Raw genomic sequence first — 17,212 nt, 5'->3', positions numbered from 1 at the left:
TGGCGGTTTCTCTGTATCTAGGAGGCATCCCTTGAATTGTACTAACCCTAAGCCTTTCAAGACTACGGCAAAATAAAGTTAGACTACCAAACTACTTCTCTACCTGCACTATCAACCGACTATAACAAGATCTGCTGAATAAAGAAACGCCCTCTGCATCTTCATCCGATGAGATGAGTTTGCAGAGGGCGATGCAATTAAGTGCAGTAAGAAAAACTACAGGGCTTTTCCAGCTACCTCAACGAGTGCTGCAAAGGCAGCCGCGTCGTTAACAGCCATATCGGCAAGCACCTTACGGTCAAGTTCGATGCCCGACTTCTTGAGGCCGTTCATGAATGTGGAGTAGCTCATACCGTTCAGGCGAGCGGCAGCATTGATGCGTGTAATCCACAGACGACGAATCTCGCGCTTCTTGTTGCGGCGATCACGGTATTGATACTGAAGCGAATGACGAACCTGTTCTTTTGCAGCGCGATACGAACGGGACTTTGCACCGTAGTAACCCCTTGCACGCTTCAGGACAACACGGCGTTTCTTATGAGCGTTAACTGCACGCTTTACACGAGGCATGATTCATATCCTCCTTGTGGACTAACGGATACCAAGATTGCGGCCGATCATCTTCTGATCAGCATGAGCAAGCTCGGTCTCGTGACGGAAATTACGCTTACGCTTCTGGCTCTTCTTAGTCATGATGTGGCTCTTAAATGCCTTAGCATGCATAATCTTGCCAGAACCGGTAACGCGGAAACGCTTGGCGGTGCCGCTGTGGGTTTTCATCTTAGGCATGGTTTATTCCTCTTCCTTCCCCTGCTTCGCTTTGCCGCCCTTGGCGACTACGTCTTTCTTTTTCTTAATCGCACTGGCCAACGGAGCGATGACCATGTGCATGTTACGGCCTTCCATCTTCGGCTGAGCTTCGATGGCTGCCATGTCCTTCAGATCGTCCGCAAGGCGTTCCAAGATGCTTAAACCCTGTTCTGGATGGGCCATTTCGCGGCCGCGGAACATAATGGTGATCTTGACTTTGTTGCCCTGCTCAAGGAAGCGAATAACATGCTTCTTCTTCGTGGTGTAATCTCCCACGTCGATCTTCGGGCGGAACTTCATCTCTTTGATTTCAATCTTGCTTTGGTTCTTGCGAGCCTGCTTTGCCTTGATGGCCTGTTCGTACTTGAACTTGCCATAGTCCATGACGCGGCATACGGGCGGTTGAGCATTTGGAGCAATCTCTACCAGATCGAGACCTGCCATATCGGCAACATGTTGGGCCTCCTCGGTGGCACAGATACCCATCTGTTCCCCGTCGTAGCCGATCAACCGTACTTCACGCGCAGTGATGGCTTCGTTGAGCCGTGGCTCTTTCGCAGCTATCGCAAACACCTCCTTTTGGTAGCTTTCATCTATAGCTGACAAGCAAAAACCCCGCGGCGCATGCCACGGGGCGGACGAATATCAATGCGATATGCGAGCGACCCATCAGCAGCATAAGCGCCGAACTAGGTGGGGGTTTATCACCCCGCTTGAAACAGCTTTTGCATAATAGCACGAATGGCATAACGAGCGAACGGCAGGTTGCAGATACGACAAGGCATCATATTATTTCCACCCAAAAGATGACAACCGGAATACGTGTAAGGACGTTACATCTGCCCTATCATGTCTTGCAGCTTTTTCAAATCGACAGCACCCATTCCGCCCATACCAGGAAGAGTACGGCGACGTTTTCCTTTACGCTTCTTGCCTTTTTTCCCGCGCGAAGAGACCTCTTCGGTGGGCATAAACTGCTTCATCATCTTCTTTGTCTCGTTGAATTTCTTCATGACCTGATTAACATCAGTAACCGTTACGCCAGCGCCACGAGCAATACGTGCCCGGCGGCTTCCGTTAAGCACGTCGGGATGCTCGCGTTCTTCGGCGGTCATGCTAAAGATAATGGTTTCCATGCGGTCGAGAGCACTCATGTCAACTTGCCCCTGAGACAAGGCTCGATCGCCACCAGGCAAGGCTGAAACGAGTTTTTGTATGCCTCCCATTTTGCGGACACGCTTGTTCATCTCAAGAAAATCGTTGAGATTGAGCTGCGCTTTTAACATGCGCTCAGCCGCTTCATCGGCGAGCTGATCTTCTTGAAGCTGTGCCGCCGTTTCGATAAGACTGACAACATCACCCATGCCTAAAATGCGCTTGGCAAGGCGGTCGGGATGAAATTCTTCGAGTGAATCAGGCTTTTCGCCAGCGCTAATGAACTTGATTGGCTTACCGGTGACTTCGCGTACTGAAAGCGCGCCACCACCTCGTGCGTCACCGTCCATTTTGGACATAATGACACCATCGAAGTCCACGCGTTCAGCAAAAGCAGCAGCAACGTTGACAACATCCTGACCGGTCATGGCATCAACAACCATAAGAATCTGATCAGGGTTGACCGCGTCTTTGATGGCACTGGCCTCAGCCATCATGTCTTCATCAACATGCAGACGCCCGGCCGTATCGACGATTACCACATCACGTAAATGGTCGATGGCATCCTGCACACCTTCACGAGCAATAGCAACCGGGTCTTTTCCTTCACCACGATAGACACGCACATCAATTTCGTCACCGAGCGTTTGCAGCTGATCGGCAGCAGCAGGTCGATACACGTCGCACGCAACTAGTAAGGGGTTGCGATTGCGCTTCTTCAGCAGGTAGGCCAGTTTTGCAGCAGCGGTTGTCTTGCCTGAACCCTGCAATCCAACAAGCATGATCACGTTTGGAATGCGGCTCGTAAGCTCCAGGCGCGGTGAGTCGCCGCCCAATAGCCCCGTAAGCTCGTCAAGTACAACCTTAACCACATTTTGAGCAGGAGTGAGAGAATCAAGTATTTCTGCGGTAAGGCAGCGTTCTTTCGTGCGCGCCACAAACGACTTTACTACCTTGTAGTTGACGTCGGCTTCAAGCAGCGCCAGACGAATGTCACGCATAGCAGCATCAATATCTTCTTCGGTAAGCTTGCCTTTGCCACGCAAGCCACCAAATATGCCTTGAAGGCGCTCAGAAAGGCTATCGAGCATCGTCTTCCCTCTTTCTTCCACGCCACTTGAACAGGCGCCTGAAGCGTCCTTCTTGCGGCTTGGGTTCTTCTGCGTAAGTAGTGTCTGGTGCTGCTGTGGCGAACGATTCAGCGGCCTGTGTAACCCGCTCAGGCTCAGGCTCAGGCTCAGGCTCAGGCTCAGAAGGAGCCTGGCTGACTAAGTTGGAAGATGCAAGGTTTTCTGTGGCTGAATCTCGAGCTTCCCCGTCGGTTTCATAAACCGCTTCCGCACCGATAAGTGCTGCAGCAAAATCGTGTGCGTCGAATTCTTGCAGGTCATCTAGTTGCTCGCCGACACCTACTTTGACAATGGGAAGGCTCAATTCGTGTGAAATAGCCAGCGCAATGCCACCCTTTGCTGTACCATCGAGCTTCGTTACGATAAGGCCATCCAAATCAAGTGCTTTATCAAAAGCGCGTGCCTGTGAAAGACCGTTCTGGCCAGTCGTTGCATCAATCACTAACACGGTGCGTACCGGCATAGCAGCCCGGCGGCGCACCACGCTAACCACCTTCTGCAGCTCGCGCATGAGATCGTCAGACGTATGCAAACGCCCAGCGGTGTCAATAAGAACCAGATCGCTTCCGAGCGCTTCAGCCCGCTCGATCGTGTCGTAGCATACACTAGCGGGGTCGCTCCCGCGTTCGCGCTCGACAATTTCAACCTGCGAACGACGCGCCCATTCCTCAAGCTGCTCAATAGCTGCCGCACGAAACGTATCGGCGCTACCAAGCAAAACCGAGCGACCATGCGCTTTTGAATGTGCAGCGATCTTACCGACCGTCGTCGTTTTCCCCGCCCCATTGATGCCGACAAACAGCACAAGCACCGGGTTTTCTTCGAAGAGCCCCTGCCCCTCTGTAGTGAAAGATGATGCAATCTGATCGGCAAGCGCATCCATAACCGCATATGCATCGGGAAGCGCATGGCGCGTTGCTTCAACACGCAGTGCCTCAACAATATCCAAAGCAGCTGGCGCACCTACATCAGCTAGGATAAGAGCTTCTTCAAGTCCTTCCCAAAATTCTTCATCGACAGCAGGTCCACGATCGAGCAATACATTCATACGCTCGGTAAACATCTGACGCGTGCGGGACATCCCCTGTTTCACGCTTTCGAACATCTTTTATCCTTCCGCGTAGCGAAGCGCCTTATCAAGACGCTGGCTCATCACCTTGGTAACACCATCGGCCTGCATCGAAATGCCGTACAGCACATCGGCCATCTCCATCGTGCGGCGCTGGTGTGTGATCATAATAAACTGCGTCTCGTGACGGATTGAATCAAGATATGCTGCAAGACGCCGCAAATTTGTATCGTCAAGCGCTGCTTCAACTTCGTCGAGAATATAAAATGGTGTTGACCGAGTTTTATATACAGCAAAGAGCAATGCCAGCGCAACCAGTGATTTTTCACCGCCCGACATAAGGGACATTTTTAGAATGCGCTTGCCTGATGGCTGTGCATTCACTTCAACACCCGTGTTTTCCATGTCGTCAGGATCAACCAATTCGAGCGACCCCGATCCACCAGGGAACAACACTTCAAAGATGCGGCGGAAATTATCATCAACGCGTGCGAAGGTATTGGCAAAGTCATCCTTCATACGCTCGTCAATAATAGTAACAATACGCGCTAGGCTGCGACGAGCGGTTAACATATCTTCGAGCTGGGTATTCAAATAGTCGAAGCGCTCTTTGAGTTGCTCATATTCCTCTGCGGCATCAGGATTAACCGTCCCCATACCATCTATTTTCCGCTGTAGTTTAAATGCAGATGCTTCCGCCGTACTCCGGTCATCCAATTCCGGAAGGGAAAGGGCTGTTTCTAAAGGTGTGGCACATTCATCGACGATTGTCGAAATAGCCGCTTCAACACGCATCTCCAAACGGCCTGCTTCAACACGTAAATCCGAAAGATGCTCGTTGGCTGTATCAAACGCATCGTGCGCTTTCCGAACTTCTTCACGAGCCACATTAATCTGTTCGTGAAGTGCTGCGGTTGCTTCCTGCGAAGCAACGGAAGCTGTCTCAAGCCGCGCGGCCCGACTGCGGGCGGCCGCGCAAAGAGTCTCAAGAGAAGTAAGTAATGGGTCGATACGACTGGCAGCTATCCCCTTACGCTGGATGCCTTCGCTCAACGACAACTGAGCGCGGCGTGCCTGTTTGATATCCTGCTCGCGCGCAATCAGGATACGAGCCGCGTAATCGGTCCGCTCTTTAGCTGTAGCACTGGCAAGTTTTGCTTCAGCGAGATTGGCTACTGCTCGATCAGCCTGGCTGCGCACCGGCGCCAGTTGGTCACGAAGTTCGTTTATGGTCGAGGTGGCCTCGTCAATAGTAACCGACAATGCACGAATGCGATCATCAAGAGCAGCGGCATCAGGACGTGAAGCATCAAGTGCCGCACGCGCAGCGCGACGTGATTCAGCAAGAGATTCAGCCTCGCGTTCAAGCCCTTTTAGGTCTTCCGCAGCACGACGAGCATCTTCAGCTGCCGAAGCAGCCATGCCCTTTGCCTGCGCGAGCGCCTGTGATGTCTCAAGATTTTTTGCCTGGTGCTGTCGTAAATTATCTTCAGCTGCTACTACCCGCTGTTGCGCCGCAGCAAGCGCCTTTTCAGCACTATCTGCCGCCTTTCGCGCTTCTTCAAGACGACCATGAACTGATAGAGCATCTCGCGCGCTCGATCCTTCGGCATCAGCCCTCAACAGATGAATTGTGCCGGTAGGTAATGCCATAACACCGTCAGGCGTTACTGCACGCCACCCCGCCCGACATGCGCCACGCGCATCATCAAGGGTCTTGCACACAAGTACATCGCCAGAAAGCGACTGAAGCGCTTCCTGAACAGTGGGATCCGCTTCCACGTAGTCAAGCAAACACACCGCACCAGAAGGGGCATCGGACAAAGACTGAGCCCGAGTATCAACCTGGGCTCCATAGGCAACTGAGATACTCCCCACGGTATCAGCGGCCAAGGCACGATCGATAAGGTTGAAGGCCTCAGATTCATCACGGGCAACAAGCGCCCAGACATCATCGGCAAGTACTTGACTGACCAGTGGTTCCATTTGGCTGTCGGATACTCGAATCGCTTCAAGAATACGTGCGGGGCCCGATGGTTGAGCGGCGGCATTAGCGCCCCACGCGCGCAGCGGGTTTTCTTGCGTGCGTGCACGCTCAAGTTCCTCAAGCCCTTTAAATCGCGCTTGGGCACTGTCACGATCGTTACGGGCCTGGTCAACAACACCACGCGCTTTATCGCGTTCATGAAGCGCCTTGCCCACAGCCTCACGGGCTGTCTCGTCAGACACACGTGCTGCTTCGCACGCTGCTTGAGCATCCACCTGTGCTTCATCGGCTACCTGTGCTGTACGGCGCGCAGCTTCGAGACGTTCGGTTAGCTGCGCTGTCTGCGTAGAAAGCATTTCTTCAGCCGCTTCATTTTCAGCAAGCTGCTTGAGCATCTGCGCCTGGCGAGCGCGCGCTGCCTCTAACTGAGCCAACGCATCGCGTCGCGCACGGGTGGCTTCATCGCTTTTCTGCTGAAGCACTCGTTTGTGCGCCTGTATTTCATCCGCTTCATCTTGTGCGCGCTTCAATGCTGCATCGGCTGCCTCGCGCGCCTGAACTGCTGCATCGGCCGCTTCACGCGCTTCCTGCTGACGTCCTTCGGCTTCTTGTAAGCGGCTCGTACCTGCTTCAAGGGAAAGCTGCATTTCAGCGAGGTAAGAAGCAAGCGAACGCTTCTTTTCACGCAATACAAGGACATTTGAGTCGAGCTTATCCGATATGCCTTCCGCCCGACGAAGCAGTGCTGTCGCCTGACCAGCATCAGCCGTTTCAACCTGCAAACGATGTTGAAGTGTCTCGGCTTGCTTTTCGGCGTGCTCTATAGTGGCACGCATATCTGAAAGTTTATCGGTAAGCTGGGTATCACGCGTACGCGCTTCATCCCACGATACTTGCAGTTTACGTAAATCATCAACAGAAAGACCAAGCTTGACCTGCGCGAGTTCAGCAGAAACTTCTTTATAGGCCAGCGCACGACGTGCTTTACGCTCGAGCGGACGCAGCGTTCGTTCAACCTCTGCCACAATATCGCGCACACGCGTCAAGCTCGCATCCATACGTTCGAGCTTCCGTTCGCTGCGCGCTTTGCGCTGCTTATGCTTGAGCACGCCAGCGGCCTCTTCAATAAGGGCACGCCGATCTTCAGGACGACTCTGCAATATCGAGGCCAAATGCCCCTGCGAGATAATCGAATGGGTACCGGTTCCAAGCCCTGAGTCATGCAGAATGTCGAGCACATCCATACGGCGGGCAATCGTTCCATTAATCAGGTATTCGCTTTCGCCGCTGCGATACATGCGACGGGCAATGGACACTTCAGAATATTCCACCGGAAGCGTGCCATCAGTGTTGTCTAATATAAGCTCCACTTCGGCAACAGACACTGGTTTTCGCACCGCTGAACCGGCAAAGATAACGTCTTCCATTGCCTGACCACGTAGGTTTTTTGCATTTCGTTCGCCTAAAACCCACAGCACGGCATCAGAAACGTTTGACTTCCCCGACCCATTAGGGCCCACTACAGCGGTGATACCTGGCTCAAACGACAAGACACTGCGATCTGCAAACGACTTGAAGCCCTTAAGAACGAGCGACTTCAGATGCATGCGTTACTCCCGCCCTGCCGTGTTCGATGCCACCGTATCCGGTATCGGCTTTTCGCCCGTATCGTTATCTTGAGAATGACTCGTAGCACCCTTCTTGCGATGTTCAGCTTTATCTTTACCCTTATCTTTATGCCGCTTATGCTTTTCGTCGGGCAGATGGGAAAGCGCTGTCTGAGCCGCCTTGCTCTCCGCTTCTTTCTTCGTGCGCCCAACCCCTCGCGCAAGCGCTTGCAGGCCCGCATATACCGCTGCAACAAATGTACGATCATGCGGTGGCCCCTGCGTTTCAATAAGTTTATAGGTAGGAGTAATGCCATCCTCCTGCAGTTTTTCTTGCAGCGCACTCTTAGGATTTTCCGGTTCGCGCGCCATGTCAATGCTCATGTAACCAAGCAGGGTTTGAACAATAAAGGAGCGAGCAACTTCCATGCCGCCATCCAAATACAAAGCGGCCACCACAGCCTCGTAGACATTTTCGAGTGCTGAATGCAGACCACGACGACCAGTACCTGCTTCAGACTGGCCAAAGATAATAAAATCGGCAAATCCCAATTCATTAGCTACCTGGGATAACGAAGATCCAGCCACGAGAGACACCTTAATGCGTGTCAGGCCGCCTTCGTCAAGATCGGGAAACCGATGAAATGCGGCATCAGCAACGACAGCCCCTAAAATGCTATCGCCTAAAAATTCAAGCCGTTCATAGGAAAACTTAACCGGCATGCCCTCAACTGCAGAGGGATGCGTAATAGCCGATAACAAAAAGTGCTCATCTGAAAAGCGATACCCTAAAACCTCTTGAGCGCGATCGAGTTTTTCGCGCTGTTCATCGTGCGTAACCATATCCCGAAACCGATCTCGCCCTCTCTGCGTCATCGCAGCGGGCGATCTTACCTACCGCTGCTTTATTTTCCCTCGATAATTGTACCCGAGGCAGTTTCAGGCAGAATCGTTTGCGCGATTATTTTAGAAACCCCCAGGCGGGCAACGCGTGCTGAAGTAAGCACCCCGTTTTTGACTGCTTGCTCGTTTGACGAGCCATGCCCCACCATTATTGCACCACGCACTCCGAGCAGTGGCGCTGCACCTGTTTCGTCTGAGGAAAGAGACCGTTTCAAATCAACAAGTCCCCCTTTTACCAGAGCAGCAGCAAGCATGGTAAGAGGATTTGCCCGAAAGACACCAGACAAGGCACCCATCAGCGTGCGAGCAGTGCCTTCGATGGTCTTCAAGCAAACATTGCCAGTAAATCCATCGGTGACAAACACGTCAAACGAACCCGCAAGTACATCGTTGCCCTCGGCATTACCCGCAAAGCCAGGGAACTTGTCTTTCAAAAGCGCGTGAGCCTCTTGAGCTAGTCGACTTCCCTTTGCTTCTTCAGACCCGATATTCAAAAGCGCAACACGTGGATTTTCGCGACCAAGCACCGTTTTAGCATAGATCGACGCCATCTGGGCGAACTGGAGCAGATATTCAGGCTTACAGTCGGCATTCGCTCCACAATCACAGAGGATAACCGGTTTCGCAGGCGATGGAAGAACGGTACAAAGCGCCGGGCGAGCCACCCCCTTAATGCGTCCAACCACCATCGTACCCGCAGCTAATACCGCACCGGTTGATCCAGCCGAAAAGAACCCTTGCGCACGATCTTCCTTCACAAGGCGACACCCCACCACCAGCGAAGAATCACGTTTCTTCCGCACGGCCGTCGCTGGATGTTCACCCATCGCGATTTCTTCGGTTGTCACCTGAGCTTGACAGCGCTCATGCTCGCGTGCAAACGGCTCTACGATATCGGCCGGCCCGCAGAGAATAACCTGCAGGTGCGAATCCTGCGCAAGAGCGGCTGCGACACCAGGGAGTACCACCGATGCGCCAGCGTCTCCACCAAGGGCATCAACTGCTATCGTAACGGTATCGTTCATGCTCAAAGCCTCCTTCGAGGGATTCAATCATCGGGCTTATATATTGATAAATTCTATGACGGAACTCGTATGCCGTTATACCTACTATCGGCACTTATCTGTACTGCGCCCGTGCTTAACCCTGTGCACTATGGCTGTACACTTCAGCATTAACACCCGGCATCTATCTTATTTCCTGGTCAATTATTCCTGGTCAACTGTGTGCAGGTATGAAAAATCCCCCGTACGCGATAAGCACGCCGGGGGATCCATATACCAACTAAAAAGACTAAGCCGTCTCAATGACCTCACGGTCGCGATAGAAGCCACAGCTTGGGCATACACGATGCGGAAGCTTTACTTCACCACACTTGGGGCAAACGCTCCGAGCGGGCTGGGCAATCCTGTCGTGAACGGAACGACGGGCATGGGTGCGAGCACGACCCTTTTTCCCTTTAGGTACTGCCATTGGACTCTCCTTCATTGCGACGGATGCAAACCCGATTGGTTTAAATCCGATTAGTCTTCTTGTGAACACGCAAGCGATGATATTAGCGCACGTCCGTTTTGAATGCAAGGATCGTCCATCGATATTGCATAGTGTCGTCAGTCTTCTTTCGGCTGCCCTAAATCAAGTGACTCAAGTGCCGCAAACGGATTAGCTGCCTTTTCTTCTTGTTGGCGCGCTGCCGCACGACGTGCAGCGCAATCGCATGATGCCTCGTTGAGATTAATGCCACAATCCGGACAAATTCCGCGACAATCAGGACGGCAAAGAGGAACAAGCGGAATATCTACCAACAGCGCCGCAATAATTAATGGCTCAACATCAATTATCCGGTTCATTGGCAGAACATCATATTCATCCGAATCCATGTCAGTTGGTGCAGGTGTACCCGGCAAAAGGTAGCACCCTTCGATAGTGCCCGTCAGTTCAATCTCAAATTCATCAAGACAACGCGCACAGGCAGTATTGCCTATTCCCGATACCGTGCCATCTAAAATGAGCATCTTTCCCGTGCTCTGCACCGTAATAGACCACTTTAGTGGGGCGGTAAACCGATACCTATCAGGATTAGCGTCAAGGCAGGCAAACTCGCAAGTGCCCTCAAACGAAGAGCTCTCCGCCTGAGCGAAGAGCTCTCGTGGTATTTCGATATATGCCGGCAAGAAAACCCTAGCTCGACCTACCGAGCAGTGGTGCCAAGCGAACTGGAATTAAGACGCTCACGGCAGCGACGCACGTTGCCAAGCAGCGTGTCGAGGCTCTGTTCAACGTGACCGAAAACTTCATCAGCGTAATCTTCTGCACCGGCGCGGGTTTCACGCTCAAGTTCGCGGGCGTCAGCCATAATCTGGTCGGCCTGCTGTTGAGAAATCCGAACGATTTCCTGTTCGCTTGCGATGGTCAGTGCCTGGCTGCGCGCATCTTCGATCATGCGGTCAGCCTCAGCTTCGGCATCGTCAAGCAAGCTCTGGCGCTCACGGACGATCTGGCGTGACTGAGCAAATTCACTCGGGAATGAGTCGCGGATGTCATCAATAATCTCGAATGCAGCGGCTACATCCACCTGCCGCAAATTGCCCTTACCGAAAACGGGCTTGGCATCCTCCAATAGAATGGAAAGCTCCTCGAGCAGACCCAAGACTCCTGTTTCGTCCATGTTGTTCCTTCCAGATGCTGCATTACAACTGCGTTAGTTTCGATACACTCAAATAGCCGTGTCATTCTACCATGCGCGCAAACGCGTGCAAAATGGCAAGCGAGCTGTTCACTATCAGCGCACAATATTCCCCTGCCAAATGTTTATTTTAATGGATAAGAGCTGTATACCGGGCCATCGTTTGTGTATCAACCTCAATACAGGTCCATCATTTGTGTATCAGCTTCATTGGCGAGTGTCTGTAAGAGTTGCCTATCAGCGTTAATCCCACCCTGTCGAGACCATTCACACATAACCTCAACCCAGTACATTACTATAGCAGATGCCATCAAACGCATCGAAAACTCACTAGCATTAGCTGCGCGCAATGAATCGGGAAAAGTGTTTTCACGATATCTGTCCAACGAGAAATACGAGCGTACAAGGCTTTCAGAAGCGTAGGATTTTTGTGCACAACGACAAGTCGAAGAGCGATGTCAGACAGCCCTTCAGAATCAGGTTTTTCTATAGCCACCTGTAAAACAGCATGGGCAATTTCACAGGGTAAAGGTCTTTACTTGAACTTTTGAGCGCCTCTGCAGCAGCTATAATAGCATTGCTATCAGGCGACATTCCCAAAACAACATCTTCCTTAGAAAGAAAGTGGCGAAAGAACGTCATGGTGGAAACCCCGACAGCTTGAACAATATCCTGAGCCGTCGTTGTATCGTACCCATGCTCAGAAATGAGTTTCAGCCCGCAGGTGAGCGGGTAGAACGAAGGCGCTGCGCCTGCCAATCTGCCCGCGCCAGCATCCCGTGTGCTGCAGTGTCGTGCGTATCAGCTTGCTCGACTTCTCACATGGTCTTCTTCTCGCTTTGCTCTCGATACAAGTGCAATGCATGCTGCTAGTAAAAGAAGTGCACTAGCAGTGATGCAGAATGTTATTAGAATAGCATGGGCATACGCACCACTGGCCGCATCACGGATTGCTTGCGCGTGCGTTGCGTCTTGATTAGCTGCTTCAAAGGCCAAAGCGATAGACGCAAATCCCTCTGCTGCACTCCCCCTGCAGGCTGTTACATACAATGATCCAACCAGCGAACCGAGCGCGCTAATCCCCACAAGGCATCCAATCTGCTGAAAGGTAGAAATAAGGGCAGCAGCTCCACCAGCTTGCTGTTCTGACACGTGTTCAATACCCCAACTTTGCATGACGGGTAACCCCATGCCCATACCCAAGCCACAAATACATTGACCCGCAATCAAAACAGGATAGCTTGCTCCTATTGTTGACAGAGCCATACCAACCAAACCAAGAGCAATGCAGATGAGACTCCCGATACACGCCCCTCTTTTTCCTACCCGATCGGCAAGATGCTTGACTATAACGGATCCCGCTATAGCAGCACCAACCATGGGCATAAACATAATCGCACCCAACAGCGCTTATTTTCAAGTGCTGTTTCAGCATACGTCGGCAGCACAAACAATATGCCCGCTATCGCCAAGTTAAGAGCAAATAACGCCACCAACGAAGCTAAAAACGAAGGGGTGCGCAACAAGTCGAGTTCAGCAAGGGGGTTTAAGGAATGCGTATCGTGATACACGAATAAGACTGTCGCAAGTAATCCCGCCAGTACTAAACCCCACGAATCAGGGGTAGACAGTGAAACCTGTGCATTAATAAGACCCGCCGAAAGTAAAGAAAGTCCGACAAGCGCAAAAAACACCGATGCAAAGGGCAATCGAACGAAGCGTGTCTTTCTTCTGCAAGACAGTTGACCAGAATGTGGCAACAATAGAGCATTAAGCAACGTAATGCCGATAAAGGCCACGAAATCGAAGACAAAAATAGATCGCCAATCAGCAAAATGTATGAGTAGGCCACCAAGAATCAAACCGAACGGTGCGCCAAGAGTCATCGCGATAGCTCCCAGCGTAAGAGCACGCATCTGCTTATCTGATGCGAAAAGATGTTTTATGATGGCAGGTCCCATAGGCACATAAAATCCCGCCCCTAGGCCCATGAGTCCTCGCGCAATGATGGTCGTTATAGAGTTGGACGCAAAAATCCCTATGAAGGACGCAGCGATAGACGCTCCAGTACCTAACAGAAGCGTCCGCTTGGCGCCCCACCTGTCGCCTAATGACCCCGATATCAGCATGAACGCTGCAAAAATCAAGTTATACGACGAAACCATCCACTGCTGTTCTGCCTGACCGGCTGCCAAAGAAACAGAGATTGTGGGTAGGGCAATATTAAAAGCTGTCGTATTAGCGAAACAAACAAACATGCCAAGACACAGTCCACCCAAAGCGCGCCATGACTGTTGCACTGTAAAGGCATTCGACACCTCTGACACGATTTGGCTGTTATTAGACCTTGTACCCATAGTCACTGTCTCTTTACACGTATTACTATGTTAGTCACTAACATAGTAATTGTTCAATAACATATAGATGTCAAGAGAGGTAATTACCTCTTTTAGAAGCGTTATTTTTAGAATAGTTTCCCATATTTAGAAAGGCTGCTAGTCCTGAAAGGAGCAATAGATCATTTGATATAAAGGAAAATTAACTACTTACAATCGGTACGATCAAGATGATATTTTTCACACAGCGCTTCATACACGCAAGGCGAAACAAACTGCTCAAAGGGGCCATTGAGGCTCGCAATTTCACGAACGATGGACGATGAAAGGTACATATATTGCGGCGGTGACATGATAAACACTGTTTCGATATTGCGTTCAATTTCATAGTTCATCGCCGTCATCTGAAACTCGTATTCAAAGTCGGTGATAGCACGCAACCCCTTCACCACGACATCAGCCTGCATCCGACGCGCAAATTCAACAAGAAGTTCGCTAAACGGCTCAACGCGAACATTACTGATATCAGCGGTTGACGTACGCACTAACGACACCCGCTCCTCAAGCGTAAATAAGCGCCCATGGCCACCCTTTGCAGGCGAAGCGGCGACGGCAACAAGCACCTCGTCAAATATCTGCGCCGCGCGGCGAATGATGTCGAGATGTCCTTCAGTAATAGGGTCAAACGTCCCGGGAACAAGAGCGCGTCGTTCGGGACGCACTGATGGCGTACTCATATGGTCCTCCTGAATAAGTCAACAACGGTGTCTCCATACACCTTTGAAGTAGCTAGCGAAAGTGTCTCAAGGCGCGTAAGTTCAGCGTAAGAGCGCCCAGCATCATGCTCATAGGCGATAAGAGCATCATCTGCCAATTGCTCGGCCGCTTCTAAACGCTGTAACAAAGTAGCAAGTAAGCGCGCATCAAGCGCATACGGCGGGTCAAGAAAGACAATATCATAGGGTGTTGGCGGATGAACAACAATGCGACCGAGCACATCGCCCCGCACAATCTGAAACGAATCATCGGTAATAAACGCCGTATTTTCCTTGATCGCCTGCAATGCTGCACGATCTTGTTCACACAGGCATGCCCATCGCGCACCGCGCGAAAGCGCTTCAATCGCAAGCGCGCCACTGCCAGCAAAAGCATCGAGAACGATTGCGTCGTCCCAGCCCCCACGTGCCGAAGCGATGGTGCTCATGAGCGATTCACGCACGCGATCGGTTGTCGGCCGCGTGCCACGACCCGCAGGAGCTACAAGACGTCGGCCACGATATATTCCGGAAATCACCCGCATGATCAAGACACCCCTTCCCCATGAGGTGAAAAGGTACGAGAGAGTTCAAGACGCAGTGCGGCGTGGTCGGGCTGTGACAAATCGGGGTCAGCTTCAATAAGGGTGCGCGCATCGCGATATGCCGTCTCGACAATCGCCCGATCGCGTATGACATTCACCAGACGCAAGGATGATGCTCCGTGCTGGCGGTTTCCTAAGATATCGCCTTCTCGACGAAGTGACAGATCGAATTCTGCCAGTTCAAAGCCATTTTCAGTACGCTCCATAGCCGCAAGACGCTCAAGGGCAACAGGATTTTTTGTCGAAGATATCAGGCAGACTTCCCCCGGAACATCGCCACGACCAACGCGACCTCGTAGCTGATGGAGCTGCGATAAGCCAAACCGATCCGCATCCTCAACAATCATTACCGTCGCATTCGGCACATCGATACCAACTTCGATAACCGTTGTTGCTACCAGCACATCGACTTCACCTGCAGCAAAACGCTCCATTGAAGCGCGCTTTTCCGTGGCGGGCATACGGCCATGCAACACACCAACGCTATAGCCGCAAAATATTTTCTCTTGGAGAAAGCGAGCTTCTTCACGCGCAGCATGAATATCGTCATCATGCAGGTCGCCTTCATCTTCAATAGCAATACGCGCGTACGCATATCCCTCTTCTTCGTCGGCAGCAGCCTCACGCGTATGCTTGGTCTGCGCGTCTGAAGCGGGCTTGCCAATAAGCGGACACACAACAAATACCTGGTGACCCGCATCAAGCGCATCACGTGCAATTTCGTACGCTTCACCCCGGCGTGAATGAACAAGCACCCGCGTGGTTGTTCCAGCGCGGTTGCGCGGGCGCTTTGTGAGGTAGGAAAGCGTCATGCCACCATAAAGTGCCAGAGCAAGCGTACGCGGGATGGGTGTGGCAGTTAAGGTAAGGTAGTCACAGCCGGGGCCCTTTTCCCGTAAAGTACGGCGCTGCTCCACCCCAAAACGCTGCTGTTCGTCAATCACCACAAGCGAACAGGAACGTGGTGCAATATCGGGTTCCAGCAGCGCATGTGTTCCAAACAGAACGGTAAGCGAACCGTTTGATAAACCTTCTCGAATGCACGCACGCTCATCGGTAGGAGTCGAAGCGGTCAGAAGCGCCCATGAAACGCCTGCTGCATCAAGCAAGGAACCAGCACTCGCGGCGTGCTGTGCCGCTAATACTTCGGTTGGCGCCATCATAAGTGCCTGGTTGCCAGAATCGGTAGCAGCAGCCAAGGCAAAGAGTGCAACAGCGGTCTTACCGGTTCCGACGTCGCCAAGCAGCATATGACTCGCACTTGTGGGTGCTGCCATGCGATGAAGAATTTCATCACGAGCAACCATCTGTTCTTCAGTCAGGGTAAAAGGAAGCGCTTTTGCCAGCGCACGAACAGCCGGACCGTCAATGCGATGCGCTATAGGAGATGCTCCTTGTGCTTCAGCACGCTGGCTTATCATCAGATTGAGCTCAAGCAGAAATACTTCCTCATACGCCAAACGACGCCGAGCCAAGCGCGCTTCATCCATAGTATGGGGAAAATGAATGCATTGAAGAGCAGTCTGGCGGCTCATAAGTCGATACTGTACGCGCAAATCAAGAGGCAGCGGATCGTCAAGGCCAGCGCAAAGCGAGAGCGCCGATGAGACAAGCCGACGGACCCATGCCGCAGTCAGCTTACCACCAGCAGGATGGATAGGAATAATAATGCCTTCAACCGCATCAAGCGAGCCCTCAACCACTTCAAGATAGGGATTTGTCATGCGCTTAAAGCCGTAAGAAAACTCTATTTTACCTGAGAGAGCAACGGTATCGCCCTCATGAAGCCGATCGGCAAGCCATGGCTGCCGAAAGCAGGTAACCAAAAGGGTACCCGTTGCATCGCGCAGGGTGATTTCAACCAAATCAAGACGTGGTTTGGGACGCTTCAGTTTTATCTCGTGAATCCATCCAGCCACTGTGCACGACTGACCAATCGTGGCAGCTGCTATTGTTGTGCGTTCACTCATATCGAGATAGCGGTGTGGAAACCGATCGATTAAATCACGTACGGTACGTACACCCCAGGAAGCAAGCACCGACGCGCGGCCAGCCGATACTCCTTTTACCTGAGAAACCGGTCCATCAAAGGCAAGCACAGCAGAAAGGCGGCTGGAAGCCAAAGCTCGCGCCGCCTTTCGTTGCGTTGTGTGTTTATCTACGCCCATA

17 protein-coding genes are annotated in these 17,212 nt (G+C 52.0%); all 17 read right to left on the bottom strand.

Going from position 1 to position 17,212, the window contains the following annotated elements; genetic code table 11:
* Positions 1–216 precede the first annotated feature (216 nt).
* Positions 217–570 carry a 50S ribosomal protein L20 gene (gene rplT, locus CCUR_RS02845; protein WP_012802980.1) on the bottom strand — a complete coding sequence of 118 codons (354 nt, stop codon included), beginning with the start codon at positions 568–570 and terminating at the stop codon, positions 217–219.
* Between the two features lie 21 nt (positions 571–591).
* Positions 592–789 carry a 50S ribosomal protein L35 gene (gene rpmI, locus CCUR_RS02840; protein ID WP_012802979.1) on the bottom strand — a complete coding sequence of 66 codons (198 nt, stop codon included), beginning with the start codon at positions 787–789 and terminating at the stop codon, positions 592–594.
* 3 nt (positions 790–792) lie between these two features.
* Positions 793–1,383, bottom strand: a complete 591-nt coding sequence (gene infC / locus CCUR_RS02835) for a translation initiation factor IF-3 (protein ID WP_174249818.1) — start codon at positions 1,381–1,383, stop codon at positions 793–795.
* A 260-nt stretch (positions 1,384–1,643) separates the two neighbouring features.
* Positions 1,644–3,056, bottom strand: coding sequence for a signal recognition particle protein (gene ffh / locus CCUR_RS02830; protein WP_012802977.1), 1,413 nt, complete (start codon positions 3,054–3,056; stop codon positions 1,644–1,646).
* Positions 3,046–4,200 carry a signal recognition particle-docking protein FtsY gene (gene ftsY / locus CCUR_RS02825; RefSeq protein ID WP_012802976.1) on the bottom strand — a complete coding sequence of 385 codons (1,155 nt, stop codon included), beginning with the start codon at positions 4,198–4,200 and terminating at the stop codon, positions 3,046–3,048. Before ftsY ends, ffh begins: the two co-directional genes overlap by 11 nt.
* Before the next feature lie 3 nt (positions 4,201–4,203).
* Complete coding sequence (gene smc / locus CCUR_RS02820) at positions 4,204–7,758, bottom strand: chromosome segregation protein SMC (RefSeq protein WP_012802975.1); 3,555 nt, start codon at positions 7,756–7,758, stop codon at positions 4,204–4,206.
* Between the two features lie 3 nt (positions 7,759–7,761).
* Positions 7,762–8,601 carry a ribonuclease III gene (gene rnc / locus CCUR_RS02815; protein ID WP_012802974.1) on the bottom strand — a complete coding sequence of 280 codons (840 nt, stop codon included), beginning with the start codon at positions 8,599–8,601 and terminating at the stop codon, positions 7,762–7,764.
* A 62-nt stretch (positions 8,602–8,663) separates the two neighbouring features.
* The gene (gene plsX, locus CCUR_RS02810) at positions 8,664–9,686 is read right to left on the bottom strand and encodes a phosphate acyltransferase PlsX (RefSeq protein ID WP_012802973.1); all 1,023 of its coding nucleotides are present in this window, start codon (positions 9,684–9,686) and stop codon (positions 8,664–8,666) included.
* A gap of 268 nt (positions 9,687–9,954) precedes the next feature.
* A complete protein-coding gene (gene rpmF, locus CCUR_RS02805; protein WP_012802972.1) occupies positions 9,955–10,134 on the bottom strand; it encodes a 50S ribosomal protein L32 in 180 nt (59 codons plus the stop codon).
* A 137-nt stretch (positions 10,135–10,271) separates the two neighbouring features.
* The gene (locus tag CCUR_RS02800) at positions 10,272–10,835 is read right to left on the bottom strand and encodes a YceD family protein (RefSeq protein ID WP_041225204.1); all 564 of its coding nucleotides are present in this window, start codon (positions 10,833–10,835) and stop codon (positions 10,272–10,274) included.
* 17 nt (positions 10,836–10,852) lie between these two features.
* On the bottom strand, positions 10,853–11,329 hold the full coding sequence (locus CCUR_RS02795) for an ATP synthase subunit B family protein (protein WP_012802970.1): 477 nt from the start codon (positions 11,327–11,329) through the stop codon (positions 10,853–10,855).
* A 504-nt stretch (positions 11,330–11,833) separates the two neighbouring features.
* A complete protein-coding gene (locus CCUR_RS07705) occupies positions 11,834–12,106 on the bottom strand; it encodes a TetR/AcrR family transcriptional regulator (protein ID WP_012802969.1) in 273 nt (90 codons plus the stop codon).
* A gap of 42 nt (positions 12,107–12,148) precedes the next feature.
* Positions 12,149–12,739, bottom strand: a complete 591-nt coding sequence (locus tag CCUR_RS07595; RefSeq protein ID WP_217189882.1) for an MFS transporter — start codon at positions 12,737–12,739, stop codon at positions 12,149–12,151.
* Positions 12,709–13,704 carry an MFS transporter gene (locus tag CCUR_RS07590; RefSeq protein WP_217189881.1) on the bottom strand — a complete coding sequence of 332 codons (996 nt, stop codon included), beginning with the start codon at positions 13,702–13,704 and terminating at the stop codon, positions 12,709–12,711. The genes CCUR_RS07595 and CCUR_RS07590 overlap by 31 nt, the downstream gene beginning before the upstream one ends.
* Positions 13,705–13,889: 185 nt before the next feature.
* Entirely contained in the window at positions 13,890–14,420 is a 531-nt protein-coding gene (gene coaD, locus CCUR_RS02780; protein ID WP_012802968.1) for a pantetheine-phosphate adenylyltransferase, read from the bottom strand.
* Positions 14,417–14,983, bottom strand: coding sequence for a 16S rRNA (guanine(966)-N(2))-methyltransferase RsmD (gene rsmD / locus CCUR_RS02775; RefSeq protein ID WP_012802967.1), 567 nt, complete (start codon positions 14,981–14,983; stop codon positions 14,417–14,419). Before rsmD ends, coaD begins: the two co-directional genes overlap by 4 nt.
* Positions 14,984–14,985: 2 nt before the next feature.
* Positions 14,986–17,211 (bottom strand): ATP-dependent DNA helicase RecG, encoded by a 2,226-nt coding sequence (locus tag CCUR_RS02770; RefSeq protein WP_012802966.1) that lies wholly within the window; start codon positions 17,209–17,211, stop codon positions 14,986–14,988.
* Position 17,212: the final 1 nt, after the last annotated feature.

It is taken from the genome of Cryptobacterium curtum DSM 15641, from assembly GCF_000023845.1.
Taxonomy (GTDB): Bacteria; Actinomycetota; Coriobacteriia; order Coriobacteriales; family Eggerthellaceae; genus Cryptobacterium; species Cryptobacterium curtum.
This window is presented reverse-complemented; position numbering and strand designations above follow the sequence as displayed.

Excerpts from the sequence above, each read along its gene's own strand:
- CCUR_RS02795 (WP_012802970.1), bottom strand. The coding sequence starts at position 11,329 with ATGGACGAAACAGGAGTCTTGGGTCTGCTCGAGGAGCTTTCCATTCTA.
- smc (WP_012802975.1), bottom strand. The coding sequence starts at position 7,758 with ATGCATCTGAAGTCGCTCGTTCTTAAGGGCTTCAAGTCGTTTGCAGAT.
- rpmI (WP_012802979.1), bottom strand. The coding sequence starts at position 789 with ATGCCTAAGATGAAAACCCACAGCGGCACCGCCAAGCGTTTCCGCGTT.
- CCUR_RS02770 (WP_012802966.1), bottom strand. The coding sequence starts at position 17,211 with ATGGGCGTAGATAAACACACAACGCAACGAAAGGCGGCGCGAGCTTTG.
- CCUR_RS07590 (WP_217189881.1), bottom strand. The coding sequence starts at position 13,704 with ATGGGTACAAGGTCTAATAACAGCCAAATCGTGTCAGAGGTGTCGAAT.
- ffh (WP_012802977.1), bottom strand. The coding sequence starts at position 3,056 with ATGCTCGATAGCCTTTCTGAGCGCCTTCAAGGCATATTTGGTGGCTTG.
- rpmF (WP_012802972.1), bottom strand. The coding sequence starts at position 10,134 with ATGGCAGTACCTAAAGGGAAAAAGGGTCGTGCTCGCACCCATGCCCGT.
- plsX (WP_012802973.1), bottom strand. The coding sequence starts at position 9,686 with ATGAACGATACCGTTACGATAGCAGTTGATGCCCTTGGTGGAGACGCT.
- ftsY (WP_012802976.1), bottom strand. The coding sequence starts at position 4,200 with ATGTTCGAAAGCGTGAAACAGGGGATGTCCCGCACGCGTCAGATGTTT.
- rplT (WP_012802980.1), bottom strand. The coding sequence starts at position 570 with ATGCCTCGTGTAAAGCGTGCAGTTAACGCTCATAAGAAACGCCGTGTT.
- rnc (WP_012802974.1), bottom strand. The coding sequence starts at position 8,601 with ATGGTTACGCACGATGAACAGCGCGAAAAACTCGATCGCGCTCAAGAG.
- CCUR_RS07595 (WP_217189882.1), bottom strand. The coding sequence starts at position 12,739 with ATGTTTATGCCCATGGTTGGTGCTGCTATAGCGGGATCCGTTATAGTC.
- coaD (WP_012802968.1), bottom strand. The coding sequence starts at position 14,420 with ATGAGTACGCCATCAGTGCGTCCCGAACGACGCGCTCTTGTTCCCGGG.
- rsmD (WP_012802967.1), bottom strand. The coding sequence starts at position 14,983 with ATGCGGGTGATTTCCGGAATATATCGTGGCCGACGTCTTGTAGCTCCT.